The organism is Coxiella endosymbiont of Amblyomma nuttalli (assembly GCF_018107685.1).
Lineage (GTDB): Bacteria > Pseudomonadota > Gammaproteobacteria > Coxiellales > Coxiellaceae > Coxiella.
Genome location: NZ_CP064834.1, coordinates 457,228 through 478,825, shown reverse-complemented (window position 1 = coordinate 478,825; position 21,598 = coordinate 457,228). Strand labels below are relative to the sequence as shown.

Below are 21,598 nucleotides of genomic sequence, written 5' to 3'. Positions count from 1 at the left end.
ATGATTACAATAGTCGCTAGTTATGGCGATTCCTGTCAAACAGCTGAAAAGACGTCTTGCTGCATTAGTAATTAACAGTGTTTCATTCGTTTTATAATGTTTGATTTGTTCTTAAAATATATTAGTTCATTTTTCTCCTAATTATAATTAAGTTTATTTAGGTATTTTGACTCTTGAAAGTTGTATCTCATAGATAACTTTTTAGTATATTTATTGTATTATCGACAGATCACCAGCTATATTGTCAATAATGCTAAACGTCGTTTTGAAAATTACTTTACTAGATATCACAAATGTTACTGACGTATTGACATGTTACTGACACTAGCACAGTAGGGCCTGTTTGTCTATGGTAATAGAGCCTCTCGCATACTTTGTACAGGCTAGTATTAATTAATTGTCAAGATATTATACTTAAATCTTTAACAAGAGTTATGCACGTTAATTTTGTAGACTAGCTGTATGAGCAATCTTTAGATATTGGTCTAAGTTACTACTTATTTTCTTACTCTATTACGCTATTAATTATTTATTTTCAGTATCTTCTAAATACCTTGCGATATTTATATAAATTGTTATACTATTTTCTGGATGTGATCTTACTTATAGACTTGAGTGTTGCTTTCTGTCTAGGTTCTTAGACTTGGATGGACGAAAGGCGCGTTGTTCTCTTTGTCTGAAACTTTGTATTTCTCCATTCTCTACATCCGACTAAGGCCGTTCCATTTCGGCAGATGATAGACATACCAGTGAAAACATACCAGTGATACTGTGATTGCTTTACAGGAGATATGCATACTAACATCCAATCGAATAAAGACATTCGAAGTAAAGAAAACGATTTTTGCCACAATTAGATCTAAGAGCATTGCTTCATGAAGAAACTATACATAAAAACGTATGGCTGTCAAATGAATGAATATGATTCCGCTAAGATATTTGATGTGCTTAGAGCTTCGCATGGACTGGAATTGACTATTGATCCAAAAAAAGCAGATTTGATTTTGATCAACACCTGTTCTGTCCGCGAAAAAGCGCAAGAAAAGGTATTTTCAGAACTGGGGCGATATCGTCTACTTAAAGAAAATCGACCAGAAGTGGTAATCGGCGTGGGTGGCTGTCTAGCCAGTCAAGAAGGCAAGACTATTATCAAGCGCGTGCCTTTTGTTGATATTATTTTTGGTCCACAAACGTTACATCGATTACCTGAGCTTTTAAATAAATTCATGCAAACACGACAACCATCGATCGATATTACCTTTCCAGAAATCGAAAAATTCGACCATTTACCAGAACCAAAAGCTTCTGGCCCAACAGCATTTATTTCAATCATGGAGGGATGCAGCAAATATTGTACATTTTGTATAGTTCCATATACGCGGGGTGAAGAAATTAGCCGCCCTTTTGATGATGTTGTTGCTGAGGTCGTTAAATTAGGTCAACAAGGTGTGCGTGAAATTACTTTATTAGGGCAAAACGTTAATGATTATCGAGGTCTTATGTACAATGGACAAGTGGCAGATTTAGCGGTACTTATTCATTATTTGTCAGCTATTGATGATATTCAACGCATCCGTTTCATCACTTCACATCCTTCAGAATTTTCTGAAAGTTTAATAGACGCTTACGAAAAAGAACCAAAACTTGCCAATCATTTACATTTACCTGTACAAAGTGGATCAGATCGTATCTTGAGTGCAATGAAACGCCGATACACGGTGCTTGAATTTAAATCTAAAATTCGAAAATTGCGGAAGATTCGTCCCAATATTAGTATTTCTTCTGATTTTATTGTGGGATTTCCTGGTGAGACAGCAACTGATTTTGAAGCTACCATAAATCTCGTTCGCGAAATCGGTTTTGATCATTCTTTTAGCTTTATTTATAGTCCCCGCCCGGGTACACCAGCAGCACAATTTCCAGATGATGTTTCATTAGGAATTAAAAAAGAAAGATTAGCTGTTCTTCAAAGTTACATTAATGTCAATGCTGCCAAAATTAGTCAGGCGATGCTAGAAACCGAGCAACAAGTATTAGTTACGGGCTCTTCTAAAAAATACTCCGGGCAACTAAACAGTCAAACGGAAAATAATCGCGTAGTAAATTTTATAGGGGCGCCATCATTGATTGGGCGAATTGTAAGAGTTAAAATACAGAAGGCCAGGCTCAATTCGTTCTGGGGTGAGATTTTAGGGTGAGATACACTAAAGGCAGCTTTAGATGTTTCAAACAGATAATGAATATTAAATAAAAACACTTAACGAAGAGACATCTCATCAATTATAACTACCATCATAGCCCATGCACAACTCATATAAAGATGTCAGTGCACACCTGCGAATTAATCATACTATCATATATCATCGACAAAAACAATTTGCATATAAGCCCTTAAAGTACATTTACTCCGAATAAAACACGTATATTCAATCAACAATATCTTGATGAGATGCATAAACATAGTACTAATAGGGCATAAACGTGATACCAATTTTGGCTCTTCTAATATTAACAAAATTTCCATTGCTTACAGATTGTCCGTTCTAGAAAAGGAAGAAATCTCTTGCACTGTATTGGCACAGTTAGTTATCGAAGTTGGGGTAAAATTAGACTATTTATCTTAAAGTCTAGCTATTAATATAAAATGTCCACTATAATTATATCTTCGTACAAGGTACACTCTATTAAAATACCAGCAATCCTAAGTGAATAATTTTCTGGAAAAAACACAGTTAGAACTATTCCTTAATCATCGCGATATCGCACAGACGGATTTACTAAAACGTATATTGTATTGTTAATTTATTGCGAGTACAACGATGAATGCATTCAATTTTTGAAATTAATGATATTGTTACTACTCACAATGCAACGCACCACTGAGGTATGCAAAGGGGATGGCGAATAAAATAAATATTAAATTTCAGAATGTAACACAATTTCAATCTTTACCCGTACTTTCACAGGTACAAGAGTGGATTCACTCTGTGTTTCAATTTATCCCTTCTTATTCTCGCAGTAGTTCAGAATTAACTATTCGTTTTATAGATAAAAAAGAAAGCGCAGAACTAAATAAAACCTATCGCTATAAAAACGGTCCCACGAATATTTTGTCATTTCCGGATGAATCTATCCCAGGATTTTCTTCAACTTCGCTCGGAGATCTGGCCATCTGTGCGCCGCTTGTGGACGAAGAAGCTACAGCCCAAAATAAGATGTTAGAATCCCATTTTGCCCATCTCATTATTCATGGCTTGTTACACCTATTAGGTTATGATCATATTGAGGAAGAAGACGCAAAGGGAATGGAAGAACTCGAAATTAAAATTTTATCTAAGCTAAATTATAAAAACCCCTACGACTACGAGTAAAATGAGAATTTTGTAGAGGATGCTATAAAATAGAAAAAGAGCGAAAAGACCCATTCGTAAATAGTGTATCTATGGGAGTGTATATCTTCATGTCTTTTGACGCTTCTTCGAATTTACTTAGGTATCATGATGCATATTTAGTTAATTTTGTCATACATTCTCAATGATGCTCGGTGTTTTTATTTTTGCGAAATCTGTTGCTTGATCTGTCACATTCACTAGTCAGATTCATAAGGTATTATTGATTTATCTTTAGTTTTTTAGCATCTTAAATCGCTACTAGTAGTTTTCAGCATGTATTAGGAACTAGTAACTCTACTTTAATATATTGGTAGATATTTTATTATTAAGTTGTTTTTATTAGGATATTCTTTAAAATAGCAGCGAGCAGTTCAGATGGCTGTTTGTGCCAGGCTTGGTTATTCGTTTATTATCATTGTGTCTTCAGAACAAACTTTCATTAGAGATATCACACCATACCATATATAAGAATTATATTTCCTAGAAGCAAAAGTAATTAAAGTAGTTGCACGATTTTGAATTATTAAAATTAATTTTCGAATGGTCGATTTTATTTTAGTCGTTTTTATCGGTTTCTATTTTTCTTTATTTACTTTATTTATAAACGAGACAACTAACGATATAATCTATATCGATAGTGAGTTACAAATCTGTATTACCATTCTGTGTTACCATGTATACATAGTAGTTTATGAACTGAAGACCTCACGTAATTTGCTGTTTTTTAATTCCAAAATAATCATTTGATATTCTATTGTAAGCAAGCATTTAAGCTGAAACATTATCATATGATCATGATCATCGACGAATATAGCCACTTCTCAGAATTAGTACAACTGAAAATATGCTCAAATCAATCATTGACAATATTTAAGCATTAAAATGGATAAATATAAATTTTTGAAACAAATATTATAAATATAATTTCAATACATACTATAAGTGACTATGTTATATCTATGTTATATAAAACATAAGGATAGTCAATTAAACTAATTAATTTGATAGTAATATTAGCCAACAACACGATGCAATATTAGTTACGATGTTTATCAAATAAATATAGGAAATGAATAATTTCATATTCACGCTTTTAGCTATGAGTAGTGGTGCTATGCTAGTGCTGGCCTTTTCTCCTTTTGGCTGGTTTCCTATCGCCTTTATTTCTCCTGCTATTTTATTGGCCATTTGGCTTCGTTCAAGACCTTTACAAGCTCTATGGCAAGGATGGATCTTTGGGGTTGGGTTTTTCGGTGCGGGAATCTCATGGGTTTACATCAGCATTCATAGTTTTGGTCATACTCATATCCCTTTAGCTGTTTTAATTACTATTTTATTTATTTCTGTTCTCTCTTCATTTCCTGCCATTCAAGGTTGTCTCTTTTCACTCTTTCGAAAAAAAAATTCTATTTTGATTGCTCTTTTCATGTTTCCTGCTTGGTGGGCTATCTATGAATGGTTGCGAAGTGAGTTATTCACGGGATTTCCTTGGCTTTTTTTAGGATACAGTCAAACTAATTCTCCATTGCGAGGATTTGGACCTATTTTTGGAGTGTATGGCATCTCTCTGATTGTAACCTTTATCAGCAGTTGTTTATATCTTCTATTCTTTCATAAAAGAATCTTCGTAAAAATACTTAGTGTTATTTTAATTATTCTATTGTTTATAGCTGGCGGTATTTTAGGCATGATTCGTTGGATACATCTTCAAAAGATATCACTTAAAGTTAGCTTAGTGCAAGGTAATGTATTTCAATGGCGAAAATGGGACATCGATCAATTACTTTCTATATTACAGATTTATCGTTCCGAAACAGAAAGACATTGGAATACTGATATTATTGTGTGGCCAGAAGCTGCTATTCCTGTCTATCCACAACAAGTTTCTACTTTTCTCAAAAATTTAGATGAAAAGGCTAAACAACATAAAACAGCACTTATTATTGGTATTCCTATCTGCCAGATAAAAAGTAAAAAACTCTTCAATGGATTAATTGTTATAGGTGATGGGCAAGGTTTTTATTTAAAGCGTCATTTAGTGATTTTTGGCGAATATACCCCACCATTTTTTTATGCTGTGATGAAAAATTTTGATATTCCTCTGTCAAATTTAAAGCCCGGTCCTCAATATCAATTCCCATCTTTAGCCAAAAATATGTCCTTTGCTCCATTCATTTGTTATGAAATCACTTATTCTCGTGAAGTATTAGCAAATCTACCAAGAAAAAAATTCATTGTTGTCGTTAGTGACGATAGTTGGTTTAATGGAACTATCGCTTCATCCCAACAATTACAAATTGCTCAAATGCGTGCGATAGAAACGGGACGGTATGTACTCTACAGTACAAATACTGGTATTACTGCCATAATTAACCCTCAGGGTAAGATTCAACAATCAGCTCCAGAGAATAGACAAATTGTTTTATCAGGAAAAATTTTTCCTGTTACAGGAAAAACGCCATTAATGGCATGGGATTATTATCCGGTAATTGGGATAATCATCTTATTTTTGTTAATAACGTTTACTTGAAAGATCATTGCATGTTCATAATTTTTCAGTTAATTTTAGTATCACAATAGTGTACTCACCGATCAAACTGCATCAGGTACGAGTCTAAATATGATATCAGATAGGGAATTTCTTCAAATGCATATCGTTTAGACTTAGTAAATTTGAATAAATACCAATTGCTGCTTGCTAATAATCATGGCTAATAGATGATTAATATTTTGAAAATTTCTTCTACTTGAAGCAAACTTCTTCTGAAATTGTATGCACGCCTAGATTTTCAACCATTCTAAAAACATCAAATATCCGTATACACCATATGCCATTAATCAGAAACATTTTCAGATCGTGCGTTAATAAACATAATAGGCCTGTCTGTAATAATTGTTGCACCTAAAGTATGTACAGACCAATGATACTCCACAGTTAACAAAATTTAGCATTTCAACGTAGTTGACCGAGGAAATAGTTTGCACAGTACAATTTAAGAGAGTGATGCTATAGAGAGTGATGCTCTAGTATGCTTTGACACTCATACAATATCTGTTGAGAAATTTGTAACAGGCTCAGCTGCCATTTTGAAACTTATCAATTACCCATCATACCAACGAGGGACGTTTGTATTGACTAGAATAAACCGAAAAGTATATTCACACACTAACGTACTTTAAAATATGAGTTAGAACTAGAAGTGACGGTACTCAACGTCGTAAGAATTTAATATTTAGGAGTGCGATAGAACACAAAAGAGATCGCTTCATTCAACGCCATAATTATTACGCATCAGCAATATAGATTTGTGTTCAATGTTACGAATGCAAGTTTATATGCACTGGTATCATGGAAAAATCTACTTTGTCCACCTACTTTGTCCACATTTGTCCACATTGCCAAATAGACAAGCAATACTAGAATTTTCGCGGTGGATATACGATGAAAAAGCAGATGGATTTTGTTTATAAACAGTTGCTTAATTTGCTTAATCGATCTATTTGGCAACTTATTATGCCTAGCGGCTATACTACAATTGAATCAACTTCTTTACTCTTTTCTTTTTTAAACACTCGAGTACTAGAGAATCTTTTAAAAACAGATTATTTACTATGAAGGGACATTTAATAAATTTCCGCAGTGTAAATATACTGCCTATCCTATTGTTGGTTATCCAACAAGGAATGTAGATATTGCACATCATCACTGAAGGATAATAAAGTAATTTTTCTACCTTCCATCTAGAAAGTCACTGAGGTATTCTAGCCAACTATGAACAAATCATACAATCCAGCAAACGTAGAAATAGCTGCTCAAGCTTACTGGGAAGATAACGAGTGCTTCAAAGTAAAAGAAGATCTTAGTAAAGAAAAATTTTATTGCGTGCCCATGTTACCTTATCCCAGTGGGGAATTACATATGGGGCACATACGCAATTACACTATTGGCGACTTTATCACTCGATATCAAAGGTATAAAGGCCGTAATGTTCTTCAGCCCATGGGATGGGATGCCTTCGGCCTTCCAGCAGAGAACGCTGCTATTCGCCGAAAACTATCTCCTGCCGTATGGACTCATAAAAATATCAAAAGAATGCGAAAACAGTTCAAAAAATTTGGTTTCTCTTACGATTGGTCACGAGAAATCACCACTTGTGAACCCGACTACTACCGTTGGGAACAATGGTTTTTCATTCAGCTCTATAAAAAAGGATTAGCTTACAAAAAAAATGCTATTGTTAATTGGGATCCGATTGATCAAACTGTCCTTGCTAATGAGCAAATCATTAATGGCCGAGGCTGGCGTTCTGGTGCTCTCATTGAACACCGCGAAATTCCACAATGGTTCTTGAAAATTACTGATTATAGTGAAGAATTATTAAAAGGTCTGGATGAATTAAAGGGATGGCCAGAGCAAGTCATTATCATGCAACGTAATTGGATCGGACAAGTACAAGGTATTGTTGTTAAGTTTGCCCTTGAAAAAGAAGACACTATACTAGAAGTCTTTACCATGCGTCCAGATACTCTAATGGGTGTGACTTATCTCGCTATTGCTCCTGAACATCCTCTAGTAAAAACATGTACCAAAAAGAGCAAAAAAATCGCTGCTTTTTTAAAGAAATATCAACAAACGAGAATAAATGAAGCTGATATTGCTACCAATGAAAAAGAAGGTATTGCAAGCGGACTTTTTGCTATTCATCCCATCACACATGAAAAACTGCCAATTTGGATTACTAATTTTGTCTTAATGGAGTATGCTTCTGGTGTCATTATGTCAGTTCCAGCCCACGATGAACGTGATCATGCATTTGCTATCAAATACAATTTACCAATTAAACTGGTAATTGAACCAGATAATCCTGAATGGAATTATCTACAGACTGCCTACACAAAATCCGGCAATTTAATTAATTCGACACCTTTTGATGGAGTAAATTCTAAGACAGCTTTTGATGTTGTTGCTAATTACCTTAAAAATAATAATCTTGGTCATCGACAAATAAATTATCGTTTACGAGATTGGGGTATTTCACGTCAACGTTATTGGGGAACACCTATTCCGATTATCTATTGCCAAACTTGCGGTACCGTCCCTGTTCCAGAAAATCAATTACCTGTTATTTTACCAGAAAATATTATTCCCACTGGTTATAGTTCCCCATTGAAAGATTCGCTTGATTTTTATAAAACCAGATGTCCTACTTGTAATAAATCTGCTGTTCGCGAAACCGATACGATGGATACTTTTGTTGAATCTTCTTGGTATTACGCACGCTATGCCTGTCCTGATCAAAGTAGAGTAATGCTTGACGATCGTGCAAAATATTGGACTCCTGTGGATCAATATATTGGTGGCATTGAGCATGCCGTAATGCATCTTCTTTATGCACGTTTTGTGCATAAATTATTGCGTGACCTTGGACTTTTCAATTCAAATGAACCTTTTATTCATCTATTAACGCAAGGCATGGTTTTAAAAGACGGTACGAAAATGTCAAAATCGAAAGGTAATATCGTTTCGCCTCAATCGCTGATTAAAAGATATGGTGCAGATACTGTTCGATTATCTATTATTTTTGCCGCCCCACCTGATCAAGATTTAGAATGGTCTGATAGCAGCATCGAAGGCGCTTATCGGTTTCTAAATAAATTATGGAATTTTTCTTTTAAAGTCAAAAACATATTAATTGCTATTAATCAACAGAAAAATGGCAACGACTATCAATTGGAGACCTCTTCGCATAAACAGATTCGTCAAACATTGCATAAATATTTGCAACAAGCTAATAACGATATAGAACGGATGCAATTTAATACTGTAGTTTCAACTACCATGAAAATACTAAACTTGCTGATGGAATTAGCTACGGATAATGAAGCGGATTCTCATTTAATTCATGAGGGAATAAGAATTTTATTAAGATTATTATCGCCAATTACGCCTCACATTACTCATCACTTGTGGTACGCCTTAAGATTTGGTGAAAATATTCTTGAAACAAACTGGCCAAAACCAGATTCTAAAGTACTACAAACTGCTCAAACTGAAATGATCGTCCAAATTAATGGGAAGCTTCGCGCTCGCATTCAAGTGCCCACTGAAGCGACCGACGACATCATTAAAAACACCGCTTTACATCAGGAAAATGTGCAACGACATCTTATCGATAAAAAAATTAAAAAGATTATCATTGTTCTGCATAAGCTAATTAATATTGTGACAGATACGCATGAATGAAGTTAAAAGCAACATTGTAAATTTATTTAAAACGCTATTAATGGGAATTTTAATTTGTAGTATTCTTGTTGCTTGCGGTTTCAAGCCACACTTACCAAGCGATATTACTAAACAAATGCGTATACTGTATCTAGATTCACCTAACCCTTATCACCCGTTGATTGTCCAACTACGCCATATGTTACAGGCATTAAACGTACAATTTACCCAACGCAGGAAAAGCGCTCCAGTCATATTACAGATTAATAATATCGGCTGGGATGTCATTATTCCTCCAATTGTACCTATCACTAATAATACCATTGTTTATACCTACACTTTACATGTAAAGGTTGTATTAGAAACAAAAGAAGGAAAAAAAATACGAGGTCCTCACACTTTTTCATTAAGTCGCACCTTAGTTCAAAACAGTACTCAACTCTACACGCCCAATGCAACCTATTTGATGAAACGAGAAATGACTCGAATCATGGTGAATTTAATCTATCATTATCTTATTACAACTACAAAACTTCTTGACCAGTAATAACTGTATGCAATTATCTTACAAACAACTTAATGCTCATTTAAACCAGAACATTCTTTTACCTGTTTATTTAATTTGTGGTGATATTCCGCTCTTAGTACAAGAATCAGGTGATCTCATTCGAAAGATTGCCAAAAAGCAAGGGTTTCAGCAACGTGAATTACTTTTTGTTGAAACTGATTTCCATTGGCAGAGATTCACAGACATTGCTGATAATTTTAATTTACTCAGCAAAAAAATCATCATTGAAATTCGGAATGCCAAGGCGAAATTTGACGAACAAGCAACTCAAACTTTATTGCGTTATCTCAACCATCCACCTAACGACAAACGCCTATTGATTATTACCAATAAATTGACTGTCACCCAACAAAAAACCAGATGGTACAAAGCGATTGAGTACTATGGCGCTGTTATCTCACTATGGCCTTTATCGACGCAAGAGCTTTTAGTATGGATTACGCAACGTTTAAAGTCAGCGAATTTAAATGCGGATGCGGAAAGTATTACATTTTTAGCAGAGTTAACTGAAGGAAATTTATTAGCCATTCAACAATCTATTGAAAAATTGCGTTTGTTTTATCATGATAAACCCATTACTTCTACAGCCATCAGCACAATAGTGAGTGACAATGCCTATTTTACAATTTTCGATTTGACGGAAGCAGCGTTAATCGGCGAATCTTCGCGTGTGATTCGAATTTTATGGAATCTATACTGCACTAATAAAGAATTAGCTTCACTTGTCCTATGGACACTCACACGTGAACTACGTGTACTCTACCCATTAGTCTACGACTATCAACGTGGTAAACCTCTCGTACAATTACTTGCCTCTCAAAGTCAGGTACGTAAACAGCTATTCAAAATAGCGCTTCCTCGACTCAACACGGAAACTATCGCGCAATTACTAAAACAAGCAAAACATATCGATCATATTATTAAGGGGATCATACCTGGTAATGCTTGGCAAGCGCTAGAAAGTTTAAGTTTGGTAATTGCTGGTCAGAAATTAACATGACATTTTCATTATTAGGTATTTTTGGCGGAACTTTTGATCCTATTCATAAGGCTCATTTACTTATCATCAACAAATTAGCTAATAAATTGCCATTTAAAGAAATCCAACTAATTCCTTGCGGATATCCTCCTCACCGAAATTCACCAGTAGCAAGTCCAGAAGACCGTGTTGAAATGATAAAACGGGCAATTGTCCATATCCCTCATTTAAAAATCAATGAAATCGAAGCAAAAAGAGAAGGTTTTTCTTATACAATCGATACTCTTAAATCCTTGCGCGTTTCTTTTCCCCGTCAATCACTTTGCTTTATTATGGCGACAGACGAACTTTTACGTTTTAATCAATGGTATCATTATCAGGCTATTTTAAGGTACTGTCATCTAATTATTGTCAATCGTCCAAACTATCCTTTGTCAAAGAAAAAATGGCTCAATGAATTGCTTTTACAACATCAAACTAATAAAGAAGAAGATTTGAGTTATATACAATCTGGTAAAATAATTATCAAACATCTCTCTCCAAGTAAAATCAGCGCTACAGAAATCCGCTACTTCTTAAGAGAAGGCGATGATACTGCTGTAAAACAGCTATTACCTGCACAGGTATTTGACTATGTTAAAGGGAAGCACCTCTACCTCTACTAATGAAATTACTTTACTAAGAGATTCCTTTTCAACCAGAGCTTGTTTAAAACAAACAACTCTTATATTATTTAAAGCGAATGAAGACAATTGAACTCGTTAAACTGATTACCGACACGTTAGCAGAATATAAAGCTTTACAGATCACTGATCTTAACGTTACAACGCTCACTGATATTGCAGATCATGTGATCATTTGTAGCTCCATCTCGCGACGTCACGCCGGTGGGCTGGCTGATAAGATTATCCACCGTGTAAAAGAAAGCGATGTACGACCGCTTGGGATTGAGGGTAAGGCAACGGCTGAATGGATTCTAATCGATCTTTGCGATATTGTTGTACACATCATGTTACCCAAGATTCGTAATTTCTATAGCTTAGAACAATTATGGAGTACGACAGAGGTCACTTACCATTAATAAAATAGTACAAAAATAGTACAATAAATATTACAAGGTGTAATTTTCACACATATGTTGAGTCTATCATCCGATTTTGTTTTAAGTTTGCTGAAATATATAATGCCCTATTAACCTCATCATCGCTAAAGAGTAACTACGGTTGGCATGAAAAAACAACCACTTGTAATTAAAAACATTCAATTGGAAATACGTTTGTTCAAAAGCCGCTGCTTGATGGCTCTCCTGCTCCTTTTTGTATTTGCCTTTATTCTCACTAGTCGATTAGCCTATTTACAAATTAAAAATCATTGTTTTTATTCAACTTTATCGCGACACAATTTACTCAATATTATTCCTATTCAACCTAAGCGCGGACTAATTTTCGATCGCAATGGGCTTTTATTAGCTAAAGATATCCCCATTTACACATTAGCTATAGTTCCAGATACAATAAAACACTTGGAAAAAACGATAAAACAATTAAGTAAAATTATTCCTATTTCAAAAGATGAAATAAAACGATTCCATCACATTGCTTATCAATATCGCCCTTATCAGCCTATTCCACTAAAATATAAATTAACCAACGAAGTGGTTGCTCGTTTTTATGTCAATCGATACCGGTTTCCTCAAGTTGAAATTGAAACGCGAATGACACGTTACTATCCATTAGCTGATATTACCAGTGACGTATTAGGATATGTCGGGCGTATTAGCCCGCAGGAATTACAAAAAGTTAACACAAGCAGTTATACTGCCGATGATGATGTTGGTAAAATGGGCATTGAAAAATATTATGAAAAGCAGCTTCGCGGTACTCTCGGCATTAAAGAAGTAGAAATCGATGCTAGCGGACGAATCGTTCGTATTCTAAAAGAAATTCCTCCAAGTGCTGGTGACAACATCTATTTAACTATTGATAGCAATCTACAAGCAGAAGCTAAGAGAGTATTAGGTGATGAAAACGGTGCCATTGTAGTGATGACACCAAATACTGGCCAAATACTGGCATTGGTCACTAAACCTAGCTTTAATCCTAATCCATTCGTATCCGGGTTGAGTGTACAAGCATATCAAAGATTATTACATTCACCTCTACATCCTCTTTACAATCGCGCTATTCGTGGGCAATTTGCATCTGGTTCCACCATCAAACCATTCTTGGCTGTTTTTGGTTTAGACGAAGGTATTGTCACTCATCAATATCAGATTTATGATCCAGGCTGGTTCCAACTACCAAACACAAAACATATTTATCATGATTGGCAACCTACTGGCCACGGTTGGGTTAATATTGTTAAGGCCATCGCTGTTTCTTGTGATGTTTATTTTTATAATCTTGCTGTTATGATGGGTATCGATCAAATCGACAGAATATTATATAAGTTTGGTTTTGGCCAGTTAACTGGTATTGATTTGCCTGAAGAAGTACCTGGGCTCGTTCCCTCTCCTCGTTGGAAAAGAGATACACAAGGTTGCCCGTGGTATACAGGTGACACTATTGAAACCGGCATTGGGCAAGGATTTTTTCTGGTTACTCCTTTACAGCTAGTACAAGCAGTTTCCATTATTGCTGAACATGGCAAGCGGTACCGACCCACGCTGTTATTTAAAAGTGTAGCTCCGGATGGAACAGAGATGATACCACAACCTATTTCTGAAACACCAGTGATATTAAAAAATCTGAATAATTGGGATATTATCATTCGTGCAATGCAAGAGGTAGTAGATAAGCCATGGGGGACAGCTGATTTTTTTGGAAAGCACTCAGGATTTACTGTGGCAGCAAAGACTGCAACTGCCCAGATTTACGGCCATCAGAGAGATGAAGACGCCAGTCGTGCTAATATTCCTAAACAATTACGTAATAATCATCTTTTTATCGCTTTTGCATCTGTTGACCATCCTACAATTGCGGTCGCTGTGGTGGTTGAGCATAACGCTATGGCTGATAAAATAACAGGTGAGATTATGAATTATTACTTTAACCATTTAACAAAAACCCAAGATGCCCCATCAACTGCCACTCAATAAGATAAACCAAGAGTCGTATTTCAAACGGCGAATGGTTTATTTAGAGTGTAAAACATTACGCATTGATCCTCCACTTTTTGTTTTTATTTTTTTACTAGCAGCGACAGGACTACTTATTTTATTTAGCGCTAGTAATCAAAATATGGGAATGATGTTAAAACAAACCATCTGGCTATTTTTAGGTTTTACTATACTGTTTATTTTCGCCTATATTTCCCCAAAATGCTATCAGCAATGGACGCCATGGATATTTTTTGTGGGACTATTATTATTAATTGCGCTATTAATTTTTGGAAACGTCAATAAAGGTTCTCGTCGATGGTTTGATTTAGGATTTTTTCATTTGCAACCTTCAGAAATTATGAAGCTCGCTATGCCGATGATGTTAGCTCACTATTTTAGTGATAAAGAATTACCTCCTAAAGCAATTTCCCTCATGGTGTCTCTTTTTTTGTTAGCTTTACCAGTAATTTTAACAGCAAAGCAACCCGATTTAGGCACAGCCATTATTATCGCTGTCTCTGGTCTATGTGTTTTATTATTGGTTGGACTCAATTGGCAGCTTATTTGCACTTTTTTATCTATCGGCGCTCTAAGCATGCCTATCTTATGGCACTTCATGCACACTTACCAAAAAGAACGCGTGCTAACTTTTCTTAATCCGGAACGTGATTCTTTAGGGAGCGGTTACCACATTATTCAATCTGAAATTGCTCTCGGTTCTGGAGGATTATTTGGTAAAGGATGGTTACATGGCACACAGTCACATCTTCAATTCTTGCCTGCTCACACCACTGATTTTATTTTTGCTGTTGATGGAGAGGAATTAGGATTTATTGGCTGTCTTATTTTATTGGCTATTTTATTCGCTATTTTTATTCGTTGCTTTTATATTACTAGTCGAGCACAAGATACATTTACTCGCTTATTAAGTGGTAGTTTAAGCTTAACATTTATTTTCTCAGCTTTTGTAAATATCGGTATGGTGATTGGCATTCTACCAGTTGTTGGTGTTCCATTACCTCTGATAAGCTATGGTGGTAGCTCAATCATTACCACAATGGCTGGGTTTGGTGTGATTATGTCTATTCATACACATCGAAAATTGTGGTCTAGTTAAGAAGAGAGATTTTATGTTAAGGAAATGTATAGAACGAGGGCTATGCGTAGTGTTGTTATTATCAAGTCTATCTGTTTTTTCTGTCGAAACAAAATATCAGTTCCTCTTACCAACGAAAGAGAGTATTTTTATTAACTATATGGTGAAACGCTACCACTTCAGTCGTGCTAAGCTCACCGATATTCTTTCTAAATCAAAATGCAATAAAGACGTAATGCACCGGGTTACTCATCCTTATGAAGCTAAACCATGGAATGTGTATCGTACCTATTTTTTAACAACACAACGTATTCAAAATGGTCTTAATTACTGGAAAATGCATAAAGACGTGTTAGAGTACGCTGAACACCATTATGGAATTCCACCTCCCATTATTGTAGCTATTATTGGTATTGAAAGTAATTACGGTGCATTAGTTGGAGAATTTTCTGCATTAGATGCTTTAACAACATTAGCCTTCCATTATAAAAAACGAGAAAAATTCTTTGCACGAGAATTGGTGCAACTTCTTTTATTAGCTAAAGAACAAAAGCTAACACTCAAATTAATAAAAAGCTCTTATGCAGGTGCTATTGGTATTCCTCAGTTTATGCCAGGTACTTATAGATGTTACCAAATAAATTATTTGAAAAATGCCCATGTTGATCTCATACATAATGATGATGAGGCTATTATTAGTATTGCTAATTTCCTCAATAAGAACGGCTGGAAAATCCATCAACCTATCGCTTATAAACTTACTGTCATAAAATCATCCGATCCGCACCTCATCTCAAAAGAAGCTATTGCACAGAAATCCATTAATTTTTTGAAAAAAAATGGGATTACCATATCCTATTCTTTATCATCCAATCAAAAAGTCACTGTCGTTCGACTTAGAAGCGAAAATACCGATGAATATTGGCTAACCCTTCATAACTTTTATGTAATTATGCGATACAATCCACGTGTAATCTACGCAATGGCAGTTTATCAATTGAGTCAAGCAATTCAACAAGAACATGGCCAACAGCTTCTTAATAAAGATCGTGGAGAACACTCAAAGGTTATCAAAATCTACGAAGGAACCGAAATAGGTTAACACTTTTTGCGTACGCAGTTTTAGGATTGTCTTATCACAATTGATATATCAAACGTAGCATGACAATGTGTGATAAGCTAGTTATCTTTGTATCTTTAGGAATCCGTCCTTTCAAGTAGCCGTAACTGTATAACATATTATCTAGTCAGAATACTCATTGAAGCTATTAATGCAAAAGTTTAAAGGACTACTTCTGTTTAAGTCTATACCCAATTGCTGCCAGTCGCTTTACTAGCGATGGATGAGTCGAAAAGAAATCACTAAGAAAGTGCCGAAACTGTGTTCCTGTGATTACAGGATTGAATATATAAGAGGCATGACGAACAGCCTCATGAGGAGTGTGAAAATATTGATGAGAATAATCTTCTTGGTTTTGTATGGAATCATTCTGAATTTTTATTAAAGCGCGTGCAAGAGGTTCATTATCTCGCATTAATTCTACAGAACCTGCGTCAGCCATGTATTCTCGTGTCCGGCTCAGATATAACAGTAATATTACAGTTATAAAAGACATTAAATATCGTGATAGAAAAATCAAAACAAATAACGAATTTCGTGTTGTTGCCCCTTCCTCTTCACGACCTCTAAGAATAATACTAAAGAAAATCGTATCAACGACGATCAATAAAATATTAGCCAGTACGGAAGCTGTCATTGTTAATTTAATATCCATATGGCGGATATGACTAAGTTCATGTGCCATGACCGCTTCTAATTCACTACGATCCAGTTTATATAAGAGACCGCGGGTAATTGCTATCATCGCCGATTTTTCATTATAGCCACTGGCAAATGCATTCATGTAATTAGCATTTATGATATACATCCTAGGCATAAATTTAAGTCCTGCCGAAATTTTCAACTCTTCAATGACATTGTAAAGCATTTTTTCTTTCAGCGTTTTTGCAGTATCTAGAGTAATTTCTTGATATTCTGTTCCTAACATCATCAGTTTATGACTAAAAGCAAACGTGACATATAATGAAACTGCGGCAATTAATCCTGTAATTGCTGTTGCTTTAGGAAAGAGTTGGAATGTAAGGAGAGCAAAAAATAATTGAGAAACAGTAGCTTCTGGATAACATTCTGCATAGAGACAGAGATCGGCTAGCAAGCCAACAACCAGATAAATCAATACAAAAGTCGTGATAACCAGAACCGTCCGCCGTCGATTTTGGCTTAGTAACCGACGCCAATTAACCACTATTTTTTGACAATCGTGAATAGAACTCATGACCATAATAATTATAATTGCACCTTATAATTTTCTTGTTCCTGTATTTTCTCTGGTGGTAATTGCCAATAAGGAAAATTAAAATCTAATTTACCGGAAAACAAACTAACGATTATCAAAGGAAAAAGCATTCTCTTTTTAGCATTATAGCGTTCAATACTATCATTATAAGCCTGTTTCGCATAAGCCAATTTATTTTCTGTACTTAAAATAGCCTCTTGCAATTGTAGAGCGTTTTGATTAGCTTTAAGATTTGGATATTGCTCAAAAACAAGATGTAAGCCTGATAAAATTGTGGATATCCTATCCTCAGCCTTCATACGAGCATCATCATTCCCTGCCTGTTTGGCAATCTGCGCCTCACCGCGCAATACAACTACATCTCTCAAGGTAGAGCGTTCGTAATCCATATATTTCCTAACTACGTTAATCAGTGATTCAAAAATCTTGTGACGACGATCTAGCTGAATATCAATCTGCTTATTATTATTACGGATGGATTCTATCATAGTAATCAAACTATTATACACAAACGCCCCATAGACAGCGAACAGGAACATTATCGTTAAAATAATGGTAAAAAGAGTCATATTAACACTCTCCTCTTACTAATAAACACATTACAATTTATATCTACCTATAAATGAACTATGGTAATATAATCGCAACTTAATCAATACGCAACTGGTATAAGTATGTGCCGTTTCTTGTTATATCTGGGTGGGAAAGTTCCTTGTGCATAACAAGTGAACTACACTTTGAATAAGGAGACCTTTGTCTCTTTGTCTTATCCAGGAAAGCAAAAATATTCGAATTTTTCTCCCATTAAAAGTATTAGTTACAGGGTCATTGATCCAACTTTATTATTTTTACATAACTATTTTTACATACCAATTTTTTTACATACCAATTAATCATTCAAACATAAAAGAATTTATGAAACTTTTCAATTAGTTATGGTTTACTATTAATCAAGTTTTATACTAGTTGTACAATTTTGCACTGTATGACTGGATTATCCTGCTATATGACTTAATCATTTGCAATAAAGATTTTTCCTTTCTTTATTTTTGAGAACTTTCTTAGGAAGCTCTGAAATTCTATAAATAAAGTAAAGAGTTTCTTGTTTCTTTCAAGAAAAATCTTTTTTAATTAAAAATTAATCGATAAGATTCATAACTTCCTTAAAGTTTTATTGGTAACGATCAGATTTTAATCTTCTACATTTTATAAAATAAGTCGGAGGCCAAACATCCTACACTAAAGTCAAATATAGAAAAATATGAATATGAGTAAAAGTACTTATGCTAGGGTATTAATAGTTTATAGTTTAGTATTGACTCCCAAAAACTGATATTCTTTTTCCATAGCAAGTGAAATCATGTATTAGTCTTAATATTTCATTCCTCTGATTGATTTACGTAATAATTCTAAGTTCTAAAAAACGTTGGTATTTTCTTAACATTGTCTTTGATACTTCCTTATCTTGTCATGCCACAGGAATCCAAGTTTATATTTTGTCTTATCATTTATTTTTATTTTTGTTTAGACAGCACTTTCCAATGCATTCAACGAATGAGATTCTCTAGGTATCTCTATTGCATCTTCAATAAAAAAATCATTCCGTCTCTTTTTCTCTATATAGTACCACATAGATAATATTACCAATATAATTTAAATTGTTCATGCGTTTCTGAAATTTCTTTATATTAATTCTTCCATAAATAAATAATAACATTATAGATAAAACAATCATTATATAGATAAAACAATTTTTATATCTCTCAAAATAGAGATTGAATCAGAATTCAATATTCGTTTTCGAATACATCGAGAAAAGCCTCCTCATCAAGCATAGGAATACCCAATTCTTTCGCATCACTGTATTTACTACCAGGATTTTTACCAATCACTATATAATCGGTATTTTTTGAAACAATGCTGCTAACCTTTCCACCAAAACGTTCAAGTTTTTCTTTTGCATCATGTCGAGTTAAGGATTTTAAACTACCAGTTAAAACGAAAGTTTTTCCAAAAATACTAGATTGTGTAGTTATTCGCTCTTCTGGCCAGTAGATACCTAACTGCATTAACTTATTAATTAACTCAATATTATGTTTTTGACGAAAAAATACTTCAATATTTTTAGCTGTCGTGGGTCCGATGTCTCGAATAGCTTGTAAATCTTCTATAGAGGCTTGCATTAAAGATTCAAGTTTGTGAAAACGACGAACCAATATACGTGCGGTAGTTTCTCCCACATTGCGAATACCTAGAGCATATAAAAATCGAGAGAATGTTGTTTTTTTACTACGTTCAATTGCTTTTAGGAGATTAGCAGCTGATTTTTCACCCATGTACGGTAATGCAGCAATCGTCGACTGTTTCAATTGATAAACAGTAGTAATATCTTCAATTAATTTTTTCTGTAGAAATAATTCAACTAATTTATCACCTAATCCCTTAATATCCATTGCTCGACGTGAAGCGAAGTGTTTAATTGTTTCGTGTAATTGAGCACGACAATATAACCCCCCCATGCATCGTGCTATAGCTTCATTGTCAGGCTTAATAACTTCTGCATGACAGATTAAGCAATACGATGGTACTTCAACTATTTTAGCATTCTTAGGACGCTTAGATAAAATAGGCCCCACTACTTCGGGAATAACGTCACCTGCTCGACGAACAATAACAGTGTCACCGATTCGGACGTCTTTTTTTTTCAATTCGTCAAAATTATGCAAAGTACTATTACTTATCGTTACTCCCCCAATGAAAACTGGTTTTAAACGAGCCACTGGTGTAACAGCACCAGTACGCCCTACCTGAAACTCGATTGCTTTTAACAACGTCATTTTTTCTTGAGCAGGAAATTTATAAGCGATAGCCCATCGCGGTGCGCATGAAACAACACCTAATTTTTCTTGCAATGCTAAAGAGTTTACTTTTAAGACAATACCATCTATATCAAATCGTAGTTTCTCACGAATTTTTACCAAATATTCATAATAGCGAAGACAACCATTGATCCCCTCAACTACTTTTATTTCAGAGGCAATTGGAATACCCCATTCTTTACAGCACATCAACACATCACTATGCCTTCCAGGTAGCTTTCTATTATCTTTTAAAATACCTAAGTGATATCCAAAAAAAATCAGCGATCGTCTGGCAGTAATCCGAGGGTCTAATTGGCGTAAACTACCAGAAGCAGCATTTCGAGCGTTAACAAATGTTTTATCTCCGCGCTTTTTAGCTTCTTGATTAAATGTCGCGAAACCTTCCCGAGACATTAATACTTCACCACGTATCTCAACCTGATTTGGATAGTTGCTGCCACGCAATTGTAAAGGAATAGTGGAAATAGTTCTGGCATTTTGCGTCACATTCTCACCAATGAAACCATCGCCCCGAGTAGCGGCACGAATCAACGCACCATTTTCATAGAATAAACTTAACGCTACCCCATCTAGCTTAGGTTCACATATATATTCCAGGGAGCTTGCAGTTTTTAACCATTGTCGAATACGTTCATCGAACATGCGTAATTCTGCTGCATTAAATACATTATTTAATGACAGCATTGGAATTTTATGCTGGGACTGCTCAAAGATGGTGAGCGGTCTAGCTCCAACCCTCTGGGTTGGAGAAGTTGAAATAATAGATCCTGGATATTTTTCTTCTAGTTCTTGAAGTTCGCGAAAAAGCTGATCATAAATCATATCTGGAATAGTTGGACGCGACAAAACGTAATAGCGATAATCGTGCTCGTTAATTTCTTTTCGCAATCGGTTAATTTTTGCATAAATCTCTGGCGGAATCATCACTTTCATGTACTTTACGATCCAACTTTTATTTACATAATATTTTTATTTACATAATAAAGAAACCAAACGTCCAT

Annotated in this window: 14 protein-coding genes; 11 read left to right on the top strand and 3 right to left on the bottom strand. The window is 34.9% G+C overall.

Annotation, left to right across the window (positions count from 1 at the left end):
* Nucleotides 1–875: 875 nt before the first annotated feature.
* From miaB to mltB, 11 genes are all read left to right on the top strand, one after another.
* Entirely contained in the window at nucleotides 876–2,198 is a 1,323-nt protein-coding gene (gene miaB, locus CEAn_RS01740) for a tRNA (N6-isopentenyl adenosine(37)-C2)-methylthiotransferase MiaB (RefSeq protein WP_211924094.1), read from the top strand.
* Nucleotides 2,199–2,897: 699 nt separating this feature from the next.
* On the top strand, nucleotides 2,898–3,371 hold the full coding sequence (ybeY, locus tag CEAn_RS01735) for an rRNA maturation RNase YbeY (protein WP_211924093.1): 474 nt from the start codon (nucleotides 2,898–2,900) through the stop codon (nucleotides 3,369–3,371).
* A gap of 1,090 nt (nucleotides 3,372–4,461) precedes the next feature.
* On the top strand, nucleotides 4,462–5,922 hold the full coding sequence (gene lnt, locus CEAn_RS01730; RefSeq protein ID WP_244670110.1) for an apolipoprotein N-acyltransferase: 1,461 nt from the start codon (nucleotides 4,462–4,464) through the stop codon (nucleotides 5,920–5,922).
* Nucleotides 5,923–7,164: 1,242 nt separating this feature from the next.
* Nucleotides 7,165–9,636 (top strand): leucine--tRNA ligase, encoded by a 2,472-nt coding sequence (leuS, locus tag CEAn_RS01725; RefSeq protein WP_211924092.1) that lies wholly within the window; start codon nucleotides 7,165–7,167, stop codon nucleotides 9,634–9,636.
* Nucleotides 9,629–10,162: an LPS-assembly lipoprotein LptE gene (locus CEAn_RS01720; RefSeq protein ID WP_211924091.1), complete on the top strand. Its 534-nt coding sequence runs from the start codon at nucleotides 9,629–9,631 to the stop codon at nucleotides 10,160–10,162. Before leuS ends, CEAn_RS01720 begins: the two co-directional genes overlap by 8 nt.
* Nucleotides 10,163–10,169: 7 nt before the next feature.
* Entirely contained in the window at nucleotides 10,170–11,183 is a 1,014-nt protein-coding gene (holA, locus tag CEAn_RS01715; RefSeq protein ID WP_211924090.1) for a DNA polymerase III subunit delta, read from the top strand.
* Complete coding sequence (nadD, locus tag CEAn_RS01710) at nucleotides 11,180–11,827, top strand: nicotinate-nucleotide adenylyltransferase (protein WP_211924089.1); 648 nt, start codon at nucleotides 11,180–11,182, stop codon at nucleotides 11,825–11,827. The genes holA and nadD overlap by 4 nt, the downstream gene beginning before the upstream one ends.
* Before the next feature lie 77 nt (nucleotides 11,828–11,904).
* The gene (gene rsfS / locus CEAn_RS01705; protein WP_211924088.1) at nucleotides 11,905–12,243 is read left to right on the top strand and encodes a ribosome silencing factor; all 339 of its coding nucleotides are present in this window, start codon (nucleotides 11,905–11,907) and stop codon (nucleotides 12,241–12,243) included.
* 147 nt (nucleotides 12,244–12,390) lie between these two features.
* Nucleotides 12,391–14,259: a penicillin-binding protein 2 gene (gene mrdA, locus CEAn_RS01700; RefSeq protein ID WP_211924087.1), complete on the top strand. Its 1,869-nt coding sequence runs from the start codon at nucleotides 12,391–12,393 to the stop codon at nucleotides 14,257–14,259.
* A complete protein-coding gene (gene rodA, locus CEAn_RS01695) occupies nucleotides 14,234–15,379 on the top strand; it encodes a rod shape-determining protein RodA (protein WP_244670109.1) in 1,146 nt (381 codons plus the stop codon). Before mrdA ends, rodA begins: the two co-directional genes overlap by 26 nt.
* A 139-nt stretch (nucleotides 15,380–15,518) precedes the next feature.
* Nucleotides 15,519–16,460, top strand: coding sequence for a lytic murein transglycosylase B (gene mltB, locus CEAn_RS01690; protein WP_244670108.1), 942 nt, complete (start codon nucleotides 15,519–15,521; stop codon nucleotides 16,458–16,460).
* Nucleotides 16,461–16,647: 187 nt separating this feature from the next.
* Here the strand turns inward: mltB and htpX are convergent, their stop codons facing one another.
* From htpX to ligA, 3 genes are all read right to left on the bottom strand, one after another.
* On the bottom strand, nucleotides 16,648–17,694 hold the full coding sequence (gene htpX / locus CEAn_RS01685) for a zinc metalloprotease HtpX (RefSeq protein WP_211924149.1): 1,047 nt from the start codon (nucleotides 17,692–17,694) through the stop codon (nucleotides 16,648–16,650).
* Nucleotides 17,695–17,705: 11 nt separating this feature from the next.
* On the bottom strand, nucleotides 17,706–18,284 hold the full coding sequence (locus tag CEAn_RS01680) for a LemA family protein (protein ID WP_211924084.1): 579 nt from the start codon (nucleotides 18,282–18,284) through the stop codon (nucleotides 17,706–17,708).
* 1,218 nt (nucleotides 18,285–19,502) lie between these two features.
* Entirely contained in the window at nucleotides 19,503–21,521 is a 2,019-nt protein-coding gene (ligA, locus tag CEAn_RS01675; RefSeq protein ID WP_211924148.1) for an NAD-dependent DNA ligase LigA, read from the bottom strand.
* Nucleotides 21,522–21,598: the final 77 nt, after the last annotated feature.